We start from the raw sequence: 19,571 nt of genomic DNA, 5'->3' as shown, positions 1-19,571 counted from the left end.
CTCCCTAAAGGACGGCCGCGAGGCGCTGGAGCCCCTCGCGCGTGGTCTTCTCGTCATGCACCAGCGCCACGCGGATGTAGCGATGGGAGGTGTTGATGCCGTTGGTCTCGCGGCAGGCATAGGCGCCCGGCAGGACCTTGACGTGGGCCTCGCCCCAGAGCTTGCGCGTCGCTTCCTCGCCGTTGCCGACGTCGAGCCAGAGGAAGAAGCCGCCGCCCGGCGTGTAATAGGAAAAGCGGTTGTGAAGGATCTGTTCGGCGACGCGGAAGTTCTTCGCGTACCATTCGCGCGTCTGCACCGGATGCGTCTCCTCGCGCCACAGCGCGGCCGACGCCTTCTGGACGGCGAACGGAATCTGCGGGCCGCCGTAGCTGCGCCAGCGCAACACCATCGCCACGAGCCTGGGATCGCCGGCCATGAAGCCCGAGCGCAGGCCGGCAGCGTTGGAACGCTTCGACAGCGAATGGAAGACCACCAGGTTGCGGAACGGGTCCTTCCCCGCGGTCTCGTCGATCTCGAGCGCCGCTTCGAGGGCCCCCGGCGGCGGTGCGCCGGTGTAGATCTCGGCGTAGCACTCGTCGACGGCCAGCACCGTGTCGTACTTGCGGCAGAGACGCAGCAGGTTCTTGAGATAGTCCTTGCTGGCGATGGCACCCTGCGGATTGGCCGGCGAGCAGAGATAGACGACCGACATCCGCCGCCAGGTCGCCTCGTCGACGCTCTCATAGTCCGGCAGGAAGCCGTTGGAGGCCTCGGCGTTGACCAGCAGCGGCTCGCCGCCAGACAGGACCGCGCCGCCGAGATAGGCCTGGTAGAACGGGTTGGGCAACGCGACGATCGGCTTGGCCCCGCCCTTCTCCTGCGGCGTCGCCACCGTCGAGATGACGTAGACGCCTTCCTTGCTGCCCGCCGTCGGATGGACGTGGATGTTCGGATCGAGCAAGCCCTGGGGCAGCTTGTAGCGTCGCGTCAGCCATTCGCAGATCGCGAGATTGAGATCGGGCAGGCCCTGGTTCGGCGGATAGCGGTTCCAGCCGTCGACCTCGTCGATCACGATCTGGCGGGCGAAGGCCGGCATCGCGCCCTGCGGCTCGCCGACCGACATGTTGATCATCGACAGGTGCGCGGGCGGCGTAATCGGGGCGATGAGCGAGTTCAGCCGCGCGAATGGAAAGTCGGTCAGCGTCTCGGTCAGGCGCGGATTGAGCATTCTCGTATCCAATGGGCCAGAACCGGCCCCAATAAAGCAACGGTGCTGACCCGACTTGGCCAGCCTATCGCCATATTCTATGGAACAAATTTGCCAATCACAACAATGGAATAGGCTTGTTTCTTCATACAATGGAAGGGGTTGGGACCCCTTCCCCGCCTGGCCACTAGCGCTAGTCGGCCGCCCGCTGCCTCACTGGACGCGCTCGCCGTGGAGCGCCGTGTCGAGCCCCTCGACCTCTTCGTCCTGCGTGACCCTCAGTCCGATTGCGACATCGAGGATCTTGAGAATGATCCAGGTCGCCACGGCGCAGAAGACGCCGATCACGACGACGCCGTAGAGCTGGGTCAGGATCTGGCCGGCATGGCCGTCGACCAGCCCGACCGGCTGGCCCTTGGCCACGTCGTTGATCGCGCGGGTCGCGAAGACACCGACCAGGATCGATCCCACGATGCCGCCGACGCCGTGGACGCCGAACGCATCCAGCGAATCGTCGTAGCCGAGCTTGTTCTTGAGCACGATCGAAGCCCAGTAGCAGACCGCGCCCGCGATGACGCCGATCACCATCGCCGCCCACGGCTCCACATAGCCCGCGGCCGGCGTGATCATGCCGAGGCCGGCGACCGCACCGGTGAGGATGCCCAGGACCGACGGCTTGCCGCGGGCTGCCCATTCAATGACCATCCAGACCAAAGCGGCGACGGATGCGGCGATGTGGGTGTTCAGCATCGCGCTGCCGGCCAGTTCGCCCGAGGCCAGTGCCGAGCCGGCATTGAAGCCGAACCAGCCGACCCACAGCAGCGACGTGCCGATCAGGGTGAGCACCAGATTGTGCGGCGCCATGTATTCCTGACCGTAGCCGTGCCGCTTGCCGATCATGACGCAGCAGACCAGCGCCGCGATACCCGCATTGAGATGGACGACGAGGCCGCCGGCGAAGTCGAGCACGCCGGCAGCCCCCAGAAAGCCGCCGCCCCATACCCAGTGGGCCACCGGGACGTAGACGAACAGCACCCACAGCGCCATGAACCACATCATCGCCGAGAATTTCATGCGCTCGGCGAAGGCGCCCGCGATGATCGCCGGCGTGATGACGGCGAAGGTCGCCTGGTACATCAGGAAAACGTTCTCCGGCACCGTCTTGGCGAGATCATGGGTGCTTCCCAGCAGGCCATTGCCGAAGGCGCGGGACAGCGAGCCGATCGCGCCGTTGAGAGCGCCGCCGTCGGTGAAGGCCAGCGAATAGCCGACGGCGAACCACAGGACGGTCACGAGCGCCGCGACGGCGAAGGCCTGGACCGCTGTCGCCAGCACGTTCTTCTTGCGGACCATGCCGGCATAGAAAAGCGCCAGGCCCGGAATGTTCATCATCAGGACCAGAACGGTGGCCATCAGCAGCCACGCCGTGTCCCCGGTGTCGATCTGCGGCTTGTCGGCGGCCCAGACGACCGGGGCGAACATCATCGGGCACGCCAAAAACACGCCGAAGCGCAGGATCGTCCTGTTCATTTCATCCCCCGTGTCTTGTCTTGCTTGCTTGCCGTTCAGTCTTGCTCTTGTCGTTCCTCGAAGGGCCCAGCCACCTCAGAGGGCGTTGGAGCCGGATTCGCCGGTGCGGATGCGCACGGCCTGCTCGACCGGCGTGACGAAGATCTTGCCGTCGCCGATCTTGCCGGTGTGGGCGGCCTTCTGGATCGCCTCGACCGCGCGCTCGACCTGGTTGTCGTCGACCACGATCTCGATCTTCACCTTGGGCAGGAAGCTCACGAGATATTCGGCGCCGCGATAGATCTCGGTCTGGCCCTTCTGGCGGCCGAACCCCTTGACCTCGCTCACCGTCAGACCCGACACGCCGACGCCGGTCAGCGCGTCCCGCACCTCGTCCAGCTTGAACGGTTTGATGATGGCGGACACGAGCTTCATCTTGTTCCCCTCTGCCTTTTCGGCGTTCGCCGACAGACTGGCGTCTGCCGTTCGCGGCGTCAAACGCCGGACAGAAAAAGGCCCGGCGAGAGACTCGCCGGGCCCGAGGGTCCGCCGCGACACGGAGCGGCGGATGAGAGGGAACCAGGAGGAGAGGGGTTCCAGATCTCGAGGAGAGACGGTCCTAGTGGATCGTCTCGCCGTGCAGGTTGATGTCGAGGCCTTCGACCTCTTCCTCGGTCGTCACGCGCAGCCCGATCAGGGCATCGACGATCTTGAGGATGATGAACGTGGCGACCGCGCACCAGGCGACGACGACCAGCGTGCCCCAGAGCTGGGTCAGGACCTGGCCGGCGTTGCCGTCGATCAGGCCCTTCTTGCCCTCGCCGCCGATCACCTCGACAGCGAACACACCCGTCAGGATGGCGCCGACGAAGCCGCCGATGCCATGCACGCCGAACGCGTCGAGCGAGTCGTCATAGCCCATCGCCTTCTTGAGGCCGGTAGCGCCCCAGAAGCAGACCAGGCCGGCCACGATTCCGATGGCCAGCGAGCCCATCGGGGTCACGAAGCCTGAAGCCGGGGTGATGGCGACGAGGCCGGCGACAGCCCCCGAGATGATGCCGAGGACCGACGGCTTGCCGCGCGTCACCCACTCCGCGAACATCCAGGCCATGGCCGCCGCGGCCGAGGCGAACTGCGTCACCGCCATCGCCATGCCGGCGTTGGGGCTCGCGCCGACCGCTGAGCCGGCGTTGAAGCCGAACCAGCCCACCCACAGGAGGGCGGCGCCGATCACCGAGTAGACCAGGTTGAACGGCGCCATGTTCTCGGTGCCGAAGCCCTTGCGCTTGCCGATCACCAGCGCGCAGACGAGGCCCGCGACGCCGGCGTTGATGTGAACCACGGTGCCGCCCGCGAAATCGAGGACGCCCCAGTCGCCGAGGAAGCCGCCGCCCCACACCCAGTGGGCGACCGGCGCGTAGACGATCAGCGACCACAGGGCCATGAACCACATCATCGCCGAGAACTTCATGCGCTCGGCGAAGGCACCGGCGATCAGGGCCGGCGTGATGATGGCGAAGGTGAGCTGGAAGCACATGAAGACGGTCTCGGGGATCGTCTTGGCGAGGTCATGCACGCTGTCCAGCGCGAGGCCCGACATGAAGATGCGGCTCAGGCCGCCGACGACCGTGCTGCCGGGCGTGAAGGCCAGGCTGTAGCCGACGATCAGCCAGAGCACGGAGATCATGCAGGTGATGGCGAAGCTCTGCATCACCGTCGACAGCACGTTCTTCTTGCGCACCATGCCGCCGTAGAACAGCGCCAGGCCCGGAATCGTCATCATCAGGACAAGCGCGGTCGAGATCAGCATCCATGCCGTGTCGCCGGTATCGAGCTTCGGCGCCGCCGCCGGAGCCGGCGTCGCGGCGGCCTGGGCCAGCGCAAGCGCCGGCAGGAGCAGCACTGCGGCCGCCCCCGCGCCGGCAAGCACCGAGTTGGTCTTGAACTTCATCATGGTCCCCTGGTTCTTGAGTTGATTGCGTTGCCTAGGATCAGAGCGCTTCGCTGCCGGACTCACCGGTGCGGATGCGGATCGCCTGCTCGACCGGCACGACGAAGACCTTGCCGTCGCCGATCTTGCCGGTGCCCGCCGCCTTGCGGATGGTCTCGACCGCCCGTTCGACCATGCCGTCGTCGATGACGACCTCGATCTTCACTTTCGGCAGGAAACTCACGGCGTACTCGGCGCCGCGATAGATCTCGGTCTGGCCCTTCTGCCGGCCGAACCCCTTCACTTCACTTACGGTCAGTCCCTGGATGCCGAGCGAGGTCAGGGCGTCCCTGACTTCGTCCAGCTTGAAGGGCTTGAAGATTGCCACGATCATTTTCATTTGCGCCTGTCCTCCACCGGGCGGCACCCCCGCCCCCAAAGTTCAAATCAGCGCGAGCAAGTGTCGTGCCAAACGCGCTGTGAAATAGCGGCGCGCGATTGGCATGCGGCTTGCAGGGATTGGGGCGGAAACAAGTCAAAAGTATTTTGGGGTGGTCATGTTGTTCAAAAAATCCGCTGTTCTGGCGTCTGCGCTGATCACAATGTGCGCAGCCAGCGTTGCCCAAGCACAGGGCACGCCAAACCCGCAGACCGTGGAAGTCACGCCGACCCCGCAAGTGGCGCAGGGCACGCCCGATCCGGCGACCTCGGCTCCCCCGGAGAAGGAGAGCTGGAAGGCCCCGTGGGGCGGCACGTTCACCGCCGGCTTCGCCGTCCTGAACGACTACTCCTATCGCGGTATCTCCCAGACCCAGCGCCAGATCGCCGTCCAGGCCGCCTTCGGCTACGAGACCCCCACCGTCAGCGAAAAGATCCCCCTCAGCGCCTATCTCGGCGCCTGGGGCTCCAACGTGAATTTCCCCGGAACCGGCACCACCGCCGAGATCGACGTGCTCACCGGCCTCAAGCTCAAGCTGATGGACGACAAGCTCACCTTCGACCTCGGCTACATCCGCTACAACTACCTCAGCGCCCCCTCGAGCCTGTTCTACGACTTCAACGAGTTCGGCCTCGTCGCCGGCTATGATTTCGGCTTCGCCCAGGTCAGCGCCGCGGTCCGCTACAGCCCCAACTTCTTCGCCAACTCCGGCAACGCCTGGTACAAGTGGGCCTCGGTCACCGTTCCGATGCCGTTCATCCACGTGAACGACAACGTGGCCTTCAAGGCCTTCGGCACGATCGGCAACCAGTATGTCGAGCGCAACATCAACTACGGCATTCCCAACGACAACTACTGGGACTGGCAGCTCGGCCTCGTCGTCTCGGTCTACGGCTTCGACCTCTCCGCCGTCTACACCGGGACCAACCTCAGCGTTCAGGACTGCCTCGGCACCCAGAACTGCGCCAGCCGCGTCATCCTCGGCATCGCCAAGGCGTTCTGATCCCGGGCAACCGATCGGCAACCGATCCATGCAGCCATAGAGGGTTGCCGCCCCCCGGGGCGGCTGCCATCTATGGCTGATGGACAGGCGCCCCTCCGACCGCTCCCCCTTCGACCTCGCCATCGTCGGCGCAGGCCTCAACGGCAGCCTTCTCGCACTGGCCGCCGGTGAGACGGGACTTTCGACAGCCCTCGTCGACCGCGTACCGCTGTCCGCGATGACGGAACAGGGGTTCGACGGTCGAACCACCGCCATCGCCTACACGAGCCAGCGCCTGTTCGCGGCTCTCGGCCTCTGGGACGAGTTGGCACCCAATGCCGAACCGATCCGGGACATCCGGATTTCCGACGCCGGCCACGACGGCCGCGCAAGCCCCCTCTTCCTGCATTTCGACCATCGCGAAGCCTCCGACGATCCGGAGACTGCCGCACCGATGGGCTGGATCGTCGAGAACCGCTTCCTGCGCTCCGCGCTTCTGCGCCGTCTCGCCGGTTGCCCGAAAGTGGAACTCGTGGCGCCCGACGAAGTCGTCGAGAGCGAGCGCGGTCCCGATCGCGCCGGCATCGTCCTGAAAAGCGGGCGGCGCATCGCCACGCGGCTGGTCGCCTCGGCCGAGGGCCGTTTCGGCTCGACGCGCGAGGATGCCGGCATCGGGGCGCGGAGCTGGTCCTATGACCAGATCGCAATCGTCCTGGTCGCCCATCACGCCGAACCGCATCGGGGTGTCGCCCAGGAGAAATTCCTGCCCGGCGGCCCCTTCGCCATCCTGCCCATGACCGACGGTCCTGGCGGCGAGCATCGCTCGTCGATCGTGTGGACGGAGCGGACCTCGATCGCGCGCCGCCTCCTCGAACTCGATGCGGCCAGTTTCCAGACGGAGTTCGCCCGGCGCTTCGGCGATCATCTCGGTCCCGTGGCGCCCGCCGGCCCGCGCTGGTCCTATCCCCTGCGTCTCGTCCATGCCGAGCGCTACATCGACACGCGACTCGTGCTGGTGGGCGATGCCGCCCACGGCATCCACCCGATCGCGGGCCAGGGCTACAATCTCGGCGTTCGCGACATCGCCGCCCTCGTCGAGGTGATGGCCGACGCCAAGCGGCTGGGCCTCGACGTCGGTGGCGCCGACACGCTGGAGCGCTACGCGCAGTGGCGCCGGGCGGACAATCTCACGATGGTCGCCGCCACCGACCTGCTGAACCGCCTGTTCTCCAACGACATCAAGCCGCTTCGCCTCGTGCGCGATGCCGGCCTCGCCGCCGTCAACCGCGTGCCGGCGCTGCGCAAGTTCTTCGTCCGCCACGCAATGGGCCTGGTCGGCGACCTGCCCAAGCTGATCCGGGGCGAGCGCCCCTAGGTCAGGGCATCACCAGGCCGCGGAAATCCGACGAAGCGATCAGCTTCTGCAGCGTGTTCTGGACGGCCGGGAAATAGGCATCGGCAACGCGCTTGCACGCCGTCACCGCAGCGAACGCGCCATCGAAAACATAATGCTCCTCGACGCTGACCGACCTGCCGTTCGACGACCGGACCGTGAGCCCGATGTCCCAGTAGGCGACGGTCGAGGAGAAGGCCAGCTTGTCGACGGTGCCGGTCAGGGTAACTGTCCCGCTGTCGGCGTAGACGCCGGCGATCTTCAGCTCGTCGACGAAGGCCTTGCGGATGTAGGCGGCGAAGCCCATGCCGTCGGATGCCGTGATCGGGCCGGCGGCGCGACAGCCATCGGCGAACTTTTGTGCCTCCGTGAAAGCGCCGACCGCGATCCGGCTCGGCGCGAGGCTCTTCAACGCCACGATATTGTCGGCCGACATTCCGTAGCGCGGCGCCGAGTAGGTTTCGCAACCCGCCACGAACAGGGCCAGGGCGACGAACAGCAGATTGCGTGCAAACATCACTTCCCCCAAAACATCTCCGGCGCGATTTTCAGATGCGCCTTGCTATCGGACGTTTAGGAGAACCGAATTGGCCGTGTCAACAAACCGGCCCCGCCAACTGGACTCTTCGCAAGCCCCACCCTATCTCAGGGACCCAATTTCAAGGACCCTCCATGGCCAGCCCACAGACTTCGGCGCAAGTGCCCGTCACCGTGCTCACCGGCTATCTCGGCGCCGGCAAGACCACGCTGCTCAACCGCATCCTGAGCGAGCAGCACGGCAAGAAGTACGCCGTGATCGTCAACGAATTCGGCGAGCTGGGCATCGACAACGACCTCGTGGTGAATGCCGACGAGGAAGTGTTCGAGATGAACAACGGCTGCATCTGCTGCACCGTGCGCGGCGACCTGATCCGCATCATCGAAGGCCTGATGAAGCGCAAGGACAAGTTCGACGGCATCCTGGTCGAGACGACCGGGCTGGCCGATCCCGGCCCCGTCGCGCAGACCTTCTTCACCGATGACGACGTCAAGGCGCGCACCAGGCTCGACGCCATCGTGACCGTGATTGACGCCAAGCACTTCTTCGGCCAGCTCGAACAGGGCAGCGAGGCCGAGCAGCAGGTGGCCTTCGCCGACGTGATCCTGCTCAACAAGACCGACCTGGTGAGCGCCGACGAGCTCAAGAAGGTCGAGGACAGGATCCGCGGCATCAACCGCTACGCCCGCATCCATCGCACCGAGAAGAGCCGGATCGAGCTCGACGCCATCCTCGACAAGGGCGCGTTCGATCTCGGCCGCATCCTCGAGTTCGAGCCGGACTTCCTGCACAGCGGCCACGATCACAAGCACGAGGACGAGGTCCGCAGCCTGTCGATCACCGCCGACCGGCCGGTCGATCCCGACAAGTTCCAGAAATGGATGGGCGCGCTGCTGCAGATCAAGGGCGGCGACATTTTCCGCAGCAAGGGCATCCTCGCCATCGACGGTGCGCCGCGCCGCTACGTCTACCAGGGCGTCCACATGATGATGGACAGCGACTGGGGCACGCCGTGGAAGGATGGCGAGAAGCGTTCGAGCAAGCTGGTCTTCATCGGCCGGAACCTAGACGCCGACAATCTGCAGCGCGGCTTCGACGAGTGCCTGAAGTAAGACCGTGAAGATCGATCTCGCAAATCCGGCCTGGCAGCAGACCCTCCCGCCGGCCCGCTCCGTCGCGACCGACGCTCCCGTCGCGGCCTGTGCCTTCAATCGCGACGGCTCGACCGTGGCCTTCGCCCTGGGCGACGGCTGCGTCCGCCTGCTTCCCGCCGACATCAAGCAAGCCGCACCCGAGGCGACCGCCCCACTGCACAAGGGCGTCGCGCTGTCGCTGGTCGGCGATCCGGCCGGCGACGGTTTCGTCAGCGGCGGCGACGATGGCCGGGTGCTGCGCCTCGCCGCCGACGGCACGGCGACGGAGCTACTGGCGCAGAAGGGCAAGTGGATCGAGCATCTCGTGGCCCACAAGACGGGCGCGGTCGCCGCGTCGGCGGGCAAGAGCATGTTCCTGTTCCGCGACGGCGAGGTCCGCGAGTTCGGGCCGCATCCGAGCACGGTGGCCGGCCTCGACTTCAGCAAGGACGGCAGCCGTGTCGCCTGCGCGCATTACGGCGGCATCACCGTCTGGAGCCTGAGCAAGGAAGTCGTCCTGCCGCCGCGCCGCTTCGCCTGGCAGGGCAGCCACGTGGCGTTGCGCTGGAGCACCGACGGCAAGTTCATCGCCACCGGCACGCAGGAAAACGACATCCATGTCTGGCGCGTGGCGCAGGCCACCGACATGCGCATGCAGGGCTATCCCGCCAAGGTGAAGTCGCTGTCGTGGACCGCCGACGCGCGCTTCCTCTACACCTCCTCGCAGCCGGTCTTCACGGCCTGGCCGTTCTCCGGCAAGGGCCCCGAGGGCAAGCCGCCATTGCAGTTCGGCGACGAGGGCGCGGGCCTGATGACCGTGGTCGCGGCCCATCCCACCGCCGAGTTCGTGGCCGGCGGATACGATTCCGGCGAGCTGCAGCTCGGCGACATCCGCACCAGGCGCTCGGTGGTGCTGAAGATGGCCGACGGCGCGGCCATCACCTGCCTCGCCTGGTCGCCCGACGGCTTCAGGCTGGCCGTCGGCAACGACCGCGGCGACCTGCTGACGATCGACCTGCGGCGTTAACCGCGCCGCACCAGCGCGCGGTGCGAGATCAGGCAGAGGATGCCGGCGATGCCCATCGCCGTTGTCATCGGCGCGATGGTGCCGTCGAAAGTCTGGCCGACCACGGCGCCGAACGCCGCGCCCAGGCCGAACTGCATGACGCCCATCAATGACGAGGCCGTACCCGCCATGTGCGGATAGCGCTGCAGCGCCATCGCCATCGAGTTGGGGCCGATCAGGCTGATGGTCGCGATCTGCGGCGCGAAGCAGAGGAAGAACGGCCAGATGCCGATCGTGCCGTAGCGGGCCTCGATCCAGCCCAGCACCATCGCCATCGGCCCGGTGATCGCCGGGACCCACACGGCGTGGCGCAGGATCTTGCCGGCGCCGAACACCGGCGCGAACTTCGCGTTCAGGAGGCTGCCCACGGTCATGAAGACGACCATCCCTCCGAAGACGAAACCATAGGCGCGCGGCGCGATGCCGTAGCGCTCGATGAAGACGAAGGGCGAGCCCGAGAGGAACGACAGCAGCGCGGCGAACATGAACGAGCTGGTGAAGGCGTAGCCCATGAAGGCGCGATGCCGGAACAGCTCGCCGAAGCGCTTCAGGATCGAGGACACGACGAGCGGCTGGCGATACTCCGGTCGCAGCGTCTCAGGCAGGCGGATATAGGCCAGGACGAGGGCCAGCAGTCCGATGCCGGCCAGTACCCAGAAGATCGCCCGCCAGCCGAGGAACCACAGGATCTGGCCGCCGATCAGCGGCGCCAGCATCGGCGCGATCGAGGTGCAGGCCATCATCAGCGACATGGCCCGCGCCGCCTGATCCTTCTCGGCAAGATCGCGCACCATCGTGCGCGCCAGCACGACACCGCCACAGGCCGCCAGCCCCTGCAGCAGGCGCAGGCCGATAAGGTGCGCGGCCTCGGCGGAGAAGGCGCAGCCGACGCTGGTCACGACATAGACCGCCAGTCCGAGCAGGATGACCGGACGCCGGCCGAACCGGTCGCCCGCCGGCCCGTAGAAGACCTGCCCCAGCCCGAAGGCGATCATGAAGGCCGACAAAGTGAGCTGGATGTCGCCCGCGGTGCCGCGCAGGTCGACGGCGATCACCGGCAGCGCCGGCAGGTACATGTCGATCGACAGCGGCGTGAACGACGACAGCAGCGCGAGCAGGATGAGAAGCGCCGGCGTGAGCGACGGGCGGATCGGGCTCGGGGTGGAGGTCATCGGGCTCGCTGATACAGGCATTGGGCACCGGGTCCCATGCTATAAGCGGACCATGACGTCGCTACCTGCCCTGTCGGAAACGCAGATCCGCCGCTACGCGCGACATATCGTGCTGGCGGAGATCGGCGGCGTCGGCCAGTCGAAGCTCGTCGCGGCGAAAGTCCTGGTGGTCGGCGCCGGCGGCCTCGGCGCACCCCTCCTGCAGTATCTGGCCGCGGCCGGTATCGGCACGCTGGGTGTGATCGACCACGACACGGTCGACCTCTCGAACCTGCAGCGCCAGGTGATTCACCGCACGTCCGACGTGGGAATCTCCAAGGTCGAGAGCGCGCGCCGCGCCCTCGCGGAGATCAACCCCGAGGTGCAGGTGCAGCCCCATGACGAGCGCCTTACCGCCGACAATGCCCAGCGCATCATCGCGGGCTACGATCTCGTGGCCGACGGCAGCGACAACTTCGCCACGCGCTACCTGCTGAACGACGTCTGCTTCAGGCTCAGGAAGACGCTGGTCTCGGCGGCGATCCTGCGCTTCGACGGGCAGATCTCGACCTACAAGGCATGGCAGGGCGCCGGCCATCCCTGCCTGCGCTGCCTCTTTCCCGCGGCGCCCTCGGAAGAGTCCGTCCCGAGCTGCGCGCAGGCCGGCGTGCTGGGCGCGCTGGCCGGGACCCTGGGAACCCTGCAGGCCACGGAAGTGGTGAAGGAAATCCTGGGCGTCGGCCGCTCGCTCTCGGGTTCGCTCCTGCTCTACGACGCGCTCAACGCCTCCTTCGAGACGCTTTCCGTCACCAAGCGCGCCGATTGTCCGACCTGTGGCGCCGCGGCGGGGGCATCCCGGTGAGCGACGACGGCGTCTCGGTCATCCTGCGTTCCGACGATTACGAGAGCGTCCATTACGGCCTCGCCCTCGCGGCCGCCGCGCTGGCCGTGAACAAGCCGGCGGTGCTGTTCTTCACCATGGGCGGCATCCGTGCCCTGCAGGGCTCGCCGCCGGCGCTCCAGGACTGGGATCGCGACGCCGCCAACCGCGCGCGCGGCGTCGGCGACTTCGAGACGCTGCTGCAGGCCTGTGTCGAGCTTGGCGCGCGGCTCATCGTGTGCGAAATGGGCCTGCGATCGCTCGACATCGATCGTGCGAGCCTGCGGGCCGACATACCGTTCGCGGTGGCCGGCCTCGTCACCTTGCTGGAAGAAACCAAGCCGGGCATGCACCTGGTATCGCTTTGACGCTGTAGGAGACTTCATGACATCCGCCCCCTTCGACGTGCTGGGAATCGGCAACGCCATCGTCGACGTCATCTCTCGTTCCGACGAAGCCTTTCTCGGCCAGCACGGGCTGGTGAAGGGCAGCATGATGCTGATCGACGAAGCGCGCGCCGAGCAGCTCTATGACGGGATGGGTCCCGGCATCGAAATGTCCGGCGGCTCCTGCGGCAACACGATGGCCGGCATCGCCTCGTTCGGCGGCAAGGGCGCCTATATCGGCAAGGTGCGCAACGACCAGCTCGGCAAGGTGTTCGGCCACGACCTCAAGGCGACCGGCGTATCCTTTGCGACTCCGGCGGCGACCGAAGGCCCCGCGACGGCGCGCTGCCTGATCCTGGTGACACCCGACGCGCAGCGCACGATGAACACCTATCTCGGCGCCTGCACGGGCCTCGGCCCCGTCGACATCGACGCCAAGCTGGTGGCCTCGGCGCAGGTCACCTATGTCGAGGGTTATCTGTGGGATGCACCGGCCGCCAAGCAGGCCGTGCTCAAGGCCTTCGACGCCGCGCGCGCCGCCGGCCGCAAGGTCTCGATCACGCTCTCGGATTCCTTCTGCGTCCATCGCTACCGCGAGGAGTTCCGCGACCTGGTCCGCAACAAGGTCGATATCCTGTTCGGCAACGAAGCCGAGATCAAAGCACTCTACGAGGTCGAGACCTTCGAGGAAGCGCTCGCTGAAGCGCGCAAGGAGGCGAAAATCGCCGCCCTCACGCGCAGCGAGAAGGGCTCGGTCGTGATTAAGGGCAGCGAGACCTACGAAGTCCCGGCCGCACCGGTTTCGAAGGTCGTCGACACGACCGGCGCCGGCGACCTCTACGCCGCGGGTTTCCTGTTCGGCTTCACGCACGGCAAGCCGCTCGCCGAATGCGCGCGGCTGGGCGGCATCGCCGCCGCCGAGGTCATCTCCCATGTCGGCGCGCGTCCCGAGCAGGCGCTCAAGGGCCTGCTTTGAGCCAAACCGTCCTGCGGGCACCTCCCCGAATCTACATAGGGCGATGCACATGACTCAAGGATCCCTCACTTCGCTCGGGATGACACTGTTTTCGGCATCGGCGCCTCGTGCAAGTTCGACCAAAAGTGTCATCCCGAGCGAAGCGAGGGATCCTTCTCTTCCTCTCCCGTTGTCAGCTGTGATGGCCAACGGTCGGAGGGAGGCATGAACTCAGACGCGCAGGCGCGCGGCTGGCGCGAGTCGCTGGCGACCTACCGCCATCCGCGCGTCGTCCAGTTCCTGTTCCTCGGCTTTTCGGCCGGGCTGCCGTTCCTGCTGGTCTTCTCGACGCTATCGGCGTGGCTGCGCGAGTACGGCATCAGCCGTACCGCGATCGGCTTCATCAGCTGGATCGGCATCACCTACTCCTTCAAGTTCGTCTGGTCGCCAGTCGTCGATCGCGTGCCGCTGCCGCTGCTCACGCGATGGCTCGGTCGACGCCGCTCCTGGATGCTGCTGGCCCAGACCGGCATCGCCGGCGGCCTGCTCGCCATGGCCTTCTGCGACCCGCGCACCGACCTGTGGTGGATGGTCGTGTTCGCGCTGGTCGTCGCTTTTTCATCCGCGACGCAGGATATCGCCCTCGACGCCCTCCGTATCGAGTCGACGGATGCCAGCCTGCAGGGCGCGACGGCCGCGACCTACCAGCTGGGTTATCGCATCGCCGTTCTCGCCGCCGGCGCAGGCGCGCTCTATGTGGCGCAGTTCGTCTCGTGGACCGCCGCTTACCAGACCATGGCAGCGCTCGGGCTCGTCGGCATTGCGACGACCCTCCTGATCTCGGAACCCGAACGGCGCGCATCCACCGGCACGACCGAACTCGAAGGCAAGGTCGCCTCCTTCGCCGCCGGTCTCGGATCGATGCCGGACTGGTCGCGCAAGGCGCTGATCTTCGTCTACGGCGCCATCGTCTGCCCGTTCGTCGACTTCTTCGCGCGTTACGGCTGGATGGCCCTGCTGCTGCTGCTGTTCATCGGCCTGTTCCGGCTGTCGGACATCGCCATGGGCGTGATGGCGAACCCGTTCTACATCGACATGGGATTCACCAAGGACCAGATCGCCGACGTCTCCAAGATCTACGGGTTCGTCATGACGATCCTGGGCGCGCTGCTGGGCGGCGCCCTGGTCTTCCGCGTCGGCGCGGCGCGCCTGCTGGCGCCGGCGGTTTTCCTGATCGCGGCGAGCAACCTCACCTTCTCGTGGCTCGCCTGGGTCGGCCAGCCGGACCTGATGATCCTCACCGTCGCCATCAGCATCGACAACCTGGTGGGCGGCATGTCCGGCTCGATCTTCATCGCCTTCCTGTCGGGCCTCACCAACACGGCCTACACGGCGACACAGTACGCGCTGTTCACCTCGATCATGACCCTGCCCGGCAAGCTGCTGGGCGGCTCCTCGGGCTGGGTCGTCGACAAACTCCAGGAAGAGTTCTCGGCCACCCATAAGTTCGGCGGTTACGCGATCTTCTTCGTCTACACCGCCCTGCTCGGCCTGCCGGCGCTGGTGCTGGCGTTGATCGTCCGCCGCCACTTTGAAAAAGAAACCCCTCCTTCCTGACGGAAGAAGGGGTGAGTAAGTCGGCTGCGGGTATCGTGGCCGAGCCGGGGGACCGGCCCGTTCCGATGCGGGGCGTGGGGTTGCCGGCGCGGAACGGGCAGACCCTGTCTAGGCGCCGGACGCTACAGAACCGTTAAGGACCGTGTGGAAAACCGGGCGCGTCAGCCCGGCGTGGAGTCCAGCGCATAGCCCGCGGCGCGGACGGTACGGATCACATCGGCATGGCTCTCGCCGTTGAGCGCGATGCGCAGGCGTCGGATGTGGACGTCGACGGTGCGCGCCTCGACATAGACGTCCTTGCCCCACACCGAATCGAGCAGCTGCTCGCGCGAGAAGACGCGGCCCGGATGCTCCATGAAATGGCGCAGCAGGCGGAACTCGGTCGGCCCCAGATGCAGCGGCTTGCCGCCGCGCGTGACGCGGTGCGCCACCAGGTCCATGACGATGTCGGCATAGGACAGCGCCTCGTCGGCCAGCGCCGGGCGGATGCGCCGCAGCACGGCGCGGATGCGCGCCACCAGCTCGGTGGGCGAGAAGGGCTTCGGAACGTAGTCGTCGGCGCCGGCGTCGAGGCCGCGCACGCGATCGCCTTCCTCCCCGCGCGCCGTCAGCATGATGATCGGCACGTTGGCGGTCGCCGTCTGGCGGCGCAGCTGGCGGCAGACCTCGATGCCCGACATCAGCGGCAGCATCCAGTCGAGCAGGATGAGATCGGGCACGTCCTCCTGGACGGAGCGCAGCGCTTCTTCGCCATCGTAGGCGACGGCGACCTTGAAGCCAGATTGTTCGAGATTATAGCGCAGCAGCTCGACTAGGGCCGTCTCGTCCTCGACGATGAGCACGTGCGGCTTCATCGACGAGGTTTGCGCGTCGCGGCGCGAGGGGCTGGTGGCGGTCATGCTCACGGCGCGGTCCCCGCCGGGGCGTCCGGCGTAGCGTAGATCGCAGCACTTCCCTTCGGCCGGGCCTCGTCGAACCCATGGCCGGTGGAGCGGAAGCTCACCAGTTCGGCGATGTTGGTGACATGGTCGCCGGCGCGCTCGATGTTCTTGGCCATGAACATGAGGTGCGTGCAGGCGGTGATCGTGCGCGGATCCTCCATCATGTAAGTCAGCAGCTCGCGGAACAAGCCGGTGTAGACCTGGTCGATCTCCTCGTCGCGTTCCCACACGTCACGGGCCTTGGCCACGTCGCCGTGCGCGAACGCATCGAGCACGTCCTTGAGTGCGGCGCGCACCAGCCGGCCGAGCCGCTCGATGCCGGTCACCGCCGCAGCCGGCGGCGTCGTCTGGCTGAGCACGATGCTGCGCTTGGCGGTGTTCTTGGCATAGTCGGCGATGCGCTCGAGCGCCGCCGCGATCTTGATCGACGACAGGATGACGCGCAGGTCGACCGCCATCGGCTGACGCAGTGCCAGCAGACGCACGGTCTGCTCCTGGACCGCCTCGTCGAGCGCGTCGACGCGGGCATCGTCGACAATCACCTTCTCGGCCGCCTCGGTATCGCGTTCGCGCAGGGCCGCCAGCGACCGTGCGAGCTGGCTTTCCGCCAGGCCGCCCATCTCGCTGATCGTGGCGCTCAGCCGCTCCAGCTCCTCGTCGAACCGCTTCAGGGTATGTTCGGGCATGGTCTGTCCCTTCTTTTCTTCGTCGTGCCGGCTCAGCCGAACCGGCCGGTGATGTAGGCCTGGGTGCGCTTGTCGCTGGGCGTGGTGAAGAGCGTCGCCGTCGCGCCGAACTCGACCAGCTCGCCGAGATACATGAAGGCGGTGAAGTCGGAGACGCGCGCCGCCTGCTGCATGTTGTGGGTGACGATGACGATCGTGTAGTCCTTCTTCAGCTCGTCGATCAGCTCCTCGATCTTCGCCGTCGAGATCGGATCGAGCGCCGAGCACGGCTCGTCGAACAGGATGACCTCGGGCTTCACCGCCACGGTGCGGGCGATGCAGAGGCGCTGCTGCTGGCCCCCCGACAGGCTGAGGCCGCTGGCGCCCAGCTTGTCCTTGACCTCGTCCCACAGCGCGCCGCGGCGCAGGGCCTGCTCGACCCGGCCGTCCAGTTCCGACTTGGGCAAGTTCTCGTAGAGCCGGATGCCGAAGGCGATGTTCTCGTAGATCGTCATCGGGAACGGCGTCGGCTTCTGGAACACCATGCCGATGCGCGCGCGCAGCAGGTTGATGTCCTGATCGTCGCGCAGCAGGTTGTCGCCGTCGAACATCACGTCGCCGGTGGCGCGCTGGCCGGGATAGAGGTCGTACATGCGGTTCAGGACGCGCAGCAGGGTCGACTTGCCGCAGCCCGAGGGCCCGATGAACGCCGTCGCCTTGTTGGCGTAGAGCGACATGGTGATGCCCTTGAGCGCCCGACTGTCGCCGTAGAAAAACTCGAGGTTCTTGATCGAGATCTTGGACGTAAGCTTGGAGACGTCGAGCTTCGCGTGCGTCGCGACAGGAACGGCGACGCTGGGCGTTTCCGTGGATTGCATGGACATCAGGATTTCCTCGCGGAGGTGAGCGAACGGGCCAGGATGCTGAGACCCAGGACGGTGACGGTGATCAGGAGCGCGCCGGTCCAGGCGAGCTTCTGCCATTCGGCGTAGGGCGAAAGGGCGAACTGGAAGATGACCACCGGCAGGCTGGGCATCGGCGCATTCATGTTCATGCTGAAGAACTGGTTGTTCAGGGCGGTGAACAGCAGCGGTGCCGTCTCGCCGCTGATGCGGGCGATGGCCAGCAGGATGCCGGTGACGATGCCCGCCTGCGCCGCGCGATAGGCGATGCGGACGATCATGTGGGCGCGCGGCAGGCCGATCGAGGCAGCCGCCTCACGCAGCGTGTCGGGTACCAGGGTCAGCATGTCCTCGGTCGTTCGGACGACGACGGGGATCACGATGACCGCCAGGGCGACGGCGCCGGCCCATCCCGAGAAGTGACCCATCGGCGCCACCATGATCTCGTAGACGAACAGGCCGATCACGATCGACGGCGCGCTGAGCAGGATGTCGTTGATGAAGCGCACGACGCTCGAGAGCTTGTCGTGACGGCCGTACTCCGCGAGGTAGGTACCGGCGAGGACGCCGATCGGCGTGCCGATTATCACCCCCAGGACGGTCATCACGATGCTGCCCATGATCGCATTGAGCAGACCGCCCGCGGCCCCAGGAGGCGGCGTGTTTTCGGTGAATACGGCGAGCGAGAGACCGCCGATGCCCTTGTAGACCAGAATGCCCAGGATCAGGACCAGCCAGCCCAGTCCGAAGATCGTGGCGGCGAAAGCCAGGCCCTTGGCGATGGCGTTGCGGCGGCGGCGGCCCGCGTAGAGCGGACTGTCCAGGGCGGCTGTCTTGGAGGCAATAGTAGCCATTGTCTTACTTCCCTCCCTGCCGCTGCAGGCGCATCAGCATGTAGCGCGCCATCGCCAACACACAGAAGGTGATGAAGAAGAGGATGAGGCCGAGCGCGACCAGCGACGATGTGTAGAGGTCGCCCACCGCCTCGGTGAATTCGTTGGCGATCGAGGCCGAGATCGTCGTGCCGGGCGCGAACAACGAGGCCGAGATGTGATGGGCGTTGCCGATCACGAAGGTGACAGCCATCGTCTCGCCCAGCGCGCGACCGAGTCCCAGCATGAAGCCGCCGATGACGCCGACCCGCGTGAAGGGCAGGACGACGTAGCGGAACACTTCCCAGGTCGTGCAGCCGACGCCGTAGGCGGCTTCCTTGAGAACCGGCGGCACCGCGTCGAACACGTCGCGCGAGATCGAGGTCACGAAGGGCAGCACCATGATCGCCAGGATGAGCCCGGCGGTGAACATGCCGATGCCGTAGGGCGGGCCCGCGAAGATCGTCGACAGGACGGGCACATTGGCGAAGGTATTGATGAACAGCGGCTGCACGTGCTCCTGCATGAACGGCGCGAAGACGAACAGGCCCCAGATGCCGTAGATGATGCTGGGTATGCCGGCCAGCAGCTCGATGGCGATGCCGATCGGGCGGCGCAGCACCTTGGGGCAGAGCTCGGTCAGGAAGAAGGCGACCATCAGGCCGACCGGCACCGCGATCAGCATGGCGATGAAGGACGTGACCAGGGTACCGAAAATCGGCGCCAGGGCGCCGAACCGCTCGGTCACCGGGTTCCACGATTCGTCGAACAGGAAGCCGAAGCCGAACGTGCTGAGCGCCGGAGCCGCGCCGATGACGAGGGCGATGATGACGCCGCTCAGCAGGGCGAGCACCGCCAGCGAAGCGCCGCGCGTCAGCCCGTGGAATATCGTGTCGGTCAATCTCAGGCGTCGGAGCACCGCCGCCCGCGAGGCGGATGCCGCCGCCGGCGCGCTTGCGCCCTTCAATGCAACCTCACTCACGTCGCGCTCCCCCGAAGCCATAAGCCCCCCAAGAAAGAGGG

General features: G+C 66.5%; 20 protein-coding genes. 8 read left to right on the top strand and 12 right to left on the bottom strand.

The window, feature by feature from the left end; genetic code table 11:
* Nucleotides 1-4: 4 nt before the first annotated feature.
* The 5 genes from KQ910_RS07450 to KQ910_RS07430 all read right to left on the bottom strand — a co-directional run bounded on the left by KQ910_RS07450 (nucleotide 5) and on the right by KQ910_RS07430 (nucleotide 5,028).
* Nucleotides 5-1,210 carry an aminotransferase class I/II-fold pyridoxal phosphate-dependent enzyme gene (locus KQ910_RS07450; protein WP_216957876.1) on the bottom strand — a complete coding sequence of 402 codons (1,206 nt, stop codon included), beginning with the start codon at nucleotides 1,208-1,210 and terminating at the stop codon, nucleotides 5-7.
* Nucleotides 1,211-1,402: 192 nt separating this feature from the next.
* A complete protein-coding gene (locus KQ910_RS07445; RefSeq protein WP_229600626.1) occupies nucleotides 1,403-2,674 on the bottom strand; it encodes an ammonium transporter in 1,272 nt (423 codons plus the stop codon).
* A gap of 120 nt (nucleotides 2,675-2,794) precedes the next feature.
* Nucleotides 2,795-3,133, bottom strand: a complete 339-nt coding sequence (locus tag KQ910_RS07440; protein WP_216957872.1) for a P-II family nitrogen regulator — start codon at nucleotides 3,131-3,133, stop codon at nucleotides 2,795-2,797.
* Between the two features lie 184 nt (nucleotides 3,134-3,317).
* Entirely contained in the window at nucleotides 3,318-4,649 is a 1,332-nt protein-coding gene (locus KQ910_RS07435) for an ammonium transporter (RefSeq protein WP_216957870.1), read from the bottom strand.
* Nucleotides 4,650-4,689: 40 nt separating this feature from the next.
* Nucleotides 4,690-5,028 (bottom strand): P-II family nitrogen regulator, encoded by a 339-nt coding sequence (locus KQ910_RS07430; RefSeq protein WP_216957869.1) that lies wholly within the window; start codon nucleotides 5,026-5,028, stop codon nucleotides 4,690-4,692.
* Between the two features lie 202 nt (nucleotides 5,029-5,230).
* Between KQ910_RS07430 and KQ910_RS07425 the strand changes: the two genes are divergently transcribed.
* Nucleotides 5,231-6,070: a TorF family putative porin gene (locus KQ910_RS07425; RefSeq protein ID WP_216957867.1), complete on the top strand. Its 840-nt coding sequence runs from the start codon at nucleotides 5,231-5,233 to the stop codon at nucleotides 6,068-6,070.
* Nucleotides 6,071-6,149: 79 nt separating this feature from the next.
* Nucleotides 6,150-7,424 carry a UbiH/UbiF/VisC/COQ6 family ubiquinone biosynthesis hydroxylase gene (locus KQ910_RS07420; protein ID WP_216957866.1) on the top strand — a complete coding sequence of 425 codons (1,275 nt, stop codon included), beginning with the start codon at nucleotides 6,150-6,152 and terminating at the stop codon, nucleotides 7,422-7,424.
* A 1-nt stretch (nucleotide 7,425) separates the two neighbouring features.
* Here the strand turns inward: KQ910_RS07420 and KQ910_RS07415 are convergent, their stop codons facing one another.
* Complete coding sequence (locus KQ910_RS07415) at nucleotides 7,426-7,959, bottom strand: hypothetical protein (RefSeq protein WP_216957864.1); 534 nt, start codon at nucleotides 7,957-7,959, stop codon at nucleotides 7,426-7,428.
* Nucleotides 7,960-8,114: 155 nt separating this feature from the next.
* On the opposite strand from KQ910_RS07415, the gene KQ910_RS07410 reads away from it, so the two are divergent.
* Both KQ910_RS07410 and KQ910_RS07405 read left to right on the top strand, forming a co-directional pair.
* On the top strand, nucleotides 8,115-9,092 hold the full coding sequence (locus tag KQ910_RS07410; protein WP_216957862.1) for a CobW family GTP-binding protein: 978 nt from the start codon (nucleotides 8,115-8,117) through the stop codon (nucleotides 9,090-9,092).
* Between the two features lie 4 nt (nucleotides 9,093-9,096).
* Nucleotides 9,097-10,140 carry a WD40 repeat domain-containing protein gene (locus KQ910_RS07405; protein WP_216957860.1) on the top strand — a complete coding sequence of 348 codons (1,044 nt, stop codon included), beginning with the start codon at nucleotides 9,097-9,099 and terminating at the stop codon, nucleotides 10,138-10,140.
* On the opposite strand, the gene KQ910_RS07400 is transcribed toward KQ910_RS07405, so the two are convergent.
* The gene (locus KQ910_RS07400; RefSeq protein ID WP_216957858.1) at nucleotides 10,137-11,351 is read right to left on the bottom strand and encodes a Bcr/CflA family multidrug efflux MFS transporter; all 1,215 of its coding nucleotides are present in this window, start codon (nucleotides 11,349-11,351) and stop codon (nucleotides 10,137-10,139) included. The two genes, KQ910_RS07405 and KQ910_RS07400, sit on opposite strands and share 4 nt — an antisense overlap.
* A gap of 52 nt (nucleotides 11,352-11,403) precedes the next feature.
* On the opposite strand from KQ910_RS07400, the gene KQ910_RS07395 reads away from it, so the two are divergent.
* The 4 genes from KQ910_RS07395 to KQ910_RS07380 all read left to right on the top strand — a co-directional run bounded on the left by KQ910_RS07395 (nucleotide 11,404) and on the right by KQ910_RS07380 (nucleotide 15,168).
* Nucleotides 11,404-12,192, top strand: coding sequence for a HesA/MoeB/ThiF family protein (locus KQ910_RS07395; RefSeq protein ID WP_216957856.1), 789 nt, complete (start codon nucleotides 11,404-11,406; stop codon nucleotides 12,190-12,192).
* Complete coding sequence (locus KQ910_RS07390; protein WP_216957854.1) at nucleotides 12,189-12,578, top strand: DsrE family protein; 390 nt, start codon at nucleotides 12,189-12,191, stop codon at nucleotides 12,576-12,578. The genes KQ910_RS07395 and KQ910_RS07390 overlap by 4 nt, the downstream gene beginning before the upstream one ends.
* Before the next feature lie 16 nt (nucleotides 12,579-12,594).
* A complete protein-coding gene (locus KQ910_RS07385) occupies nucleotides 12,595-13,572 on the top strand; it encodes an adenosine kinase (RefSeq protein ID WP_216957852.1) in 978 nt (325 codons plus the stop codon).
* 204 nt (nucleotides 13,573-13,776) lie between these two features.
* The gene (locus KQ910_RS07380; protein ID WP_216957849.1) at nucleotides 13,777-15,168 is read left to right on the top strand and encodes an AmpG family muropeptide MFS transporter; all 1,392 of its coding nucleotides are present in this window, start codon (nucleotides 13,777-13,779) and stop codon (nucleotides 15,166-15,168) included.
* A gap of 161 nt (nucleotides 15,169-15,329) precedes the next feature.
* Here KQ910_RS07380 and phoB read toward each other — a convergent pair whose 3' ends face one another.
* Genes phoB through pstC form a run of 5 tightly spaced genes read right to left on the bottom strand, consistent with a single transcriptional unit; the run spans nucleotide 15,330 to nucleotide 19,551 of the window.
* Complete coding sequence (phoB, locus tag KQ910_RS07375; protein ID WP_216963671.1) at nucleotides 15,330-16,022, bottom strand: phosphate regulon transcriptional regulator PhoB; 693 nt, start codon at nucleotides 16,020-16,022, stop codon at nucleotides 15,330-15,332.
* 47 nt (nucleotides 16,023-16,069) lie between these two features.
* Nucleotides 16,070-16,795 (bottom strand): phosphate signaling complex protein PhoU, encoded by a 726-nt coding sequence (phoU, locus tag KQ910_RS07370; RefSeq protein ID WP_216957847.1) that lies wholly within the window; start codon nucleotides 16,793-16,795, stop codon nucleotides 16,070-16,072.
* A 32-nt stretch (nucleotides 16,796-16,827) separates the two neighbouring features.
* Nucleotides 16,828-17,652, bottom strand: a complete 825-nt coding sequence (pstB, locus tag KQ910_RS07365; RefSeq protein ID WP_216963668.1) for a phosphate ABC transporter ATP-binding protein PstB — start codon at nucleotides 17,650-17,652, stop codon at nucleotides 16,828-16,830.
* A 5-nt stretch (nucleotides 17,653-17,657) separates the two neighbouring features.
* Nucleotides 17,658-18,530: a phosphate ABC transporter permease PstA gene (pstA, locus tag KQ910_RS07360; protein WP_216957845.1), complete on the bottom strand. Its 873-nt coding sequence runs from the start codon at nucleotides 18,528-18,530 to the stop codon at nucleotides 17,658-17,660.
* Between the two features lie 4 nt (nucleotides 18,531-18,534).
* Complete coding sequence (gene pstC / locus KQ910_RS07355; RefSeq protein WP_216957844.1) at nucleotides 18,535-19,551, bottom strand: phosphate ABC transporter permease subunit PstC; 1,017 nt, start codon at nucleotides 19,549-19,551, stop codon at nucleotides 18,535-18,537.
* Nucleotides 19,552-19,571 lie beyond the last annotated feature (20 nt).

Origin of the sequence: Reyranella humidisoli (assembly GCF_019039055.1) — a bacterium.
GTDB classification, from domain to species: Bacteria; Pseudomonadota; Alphaproteobacteria; order Reyranellales; family Reyranellaceae; genus Reyranella; species Reyranella humidisoli.
The sequence above is the reverse complement of the archived record's forward strand: the minus strand, read 5'-3'. Positions and strand labels throughout refer to the sequence as shown.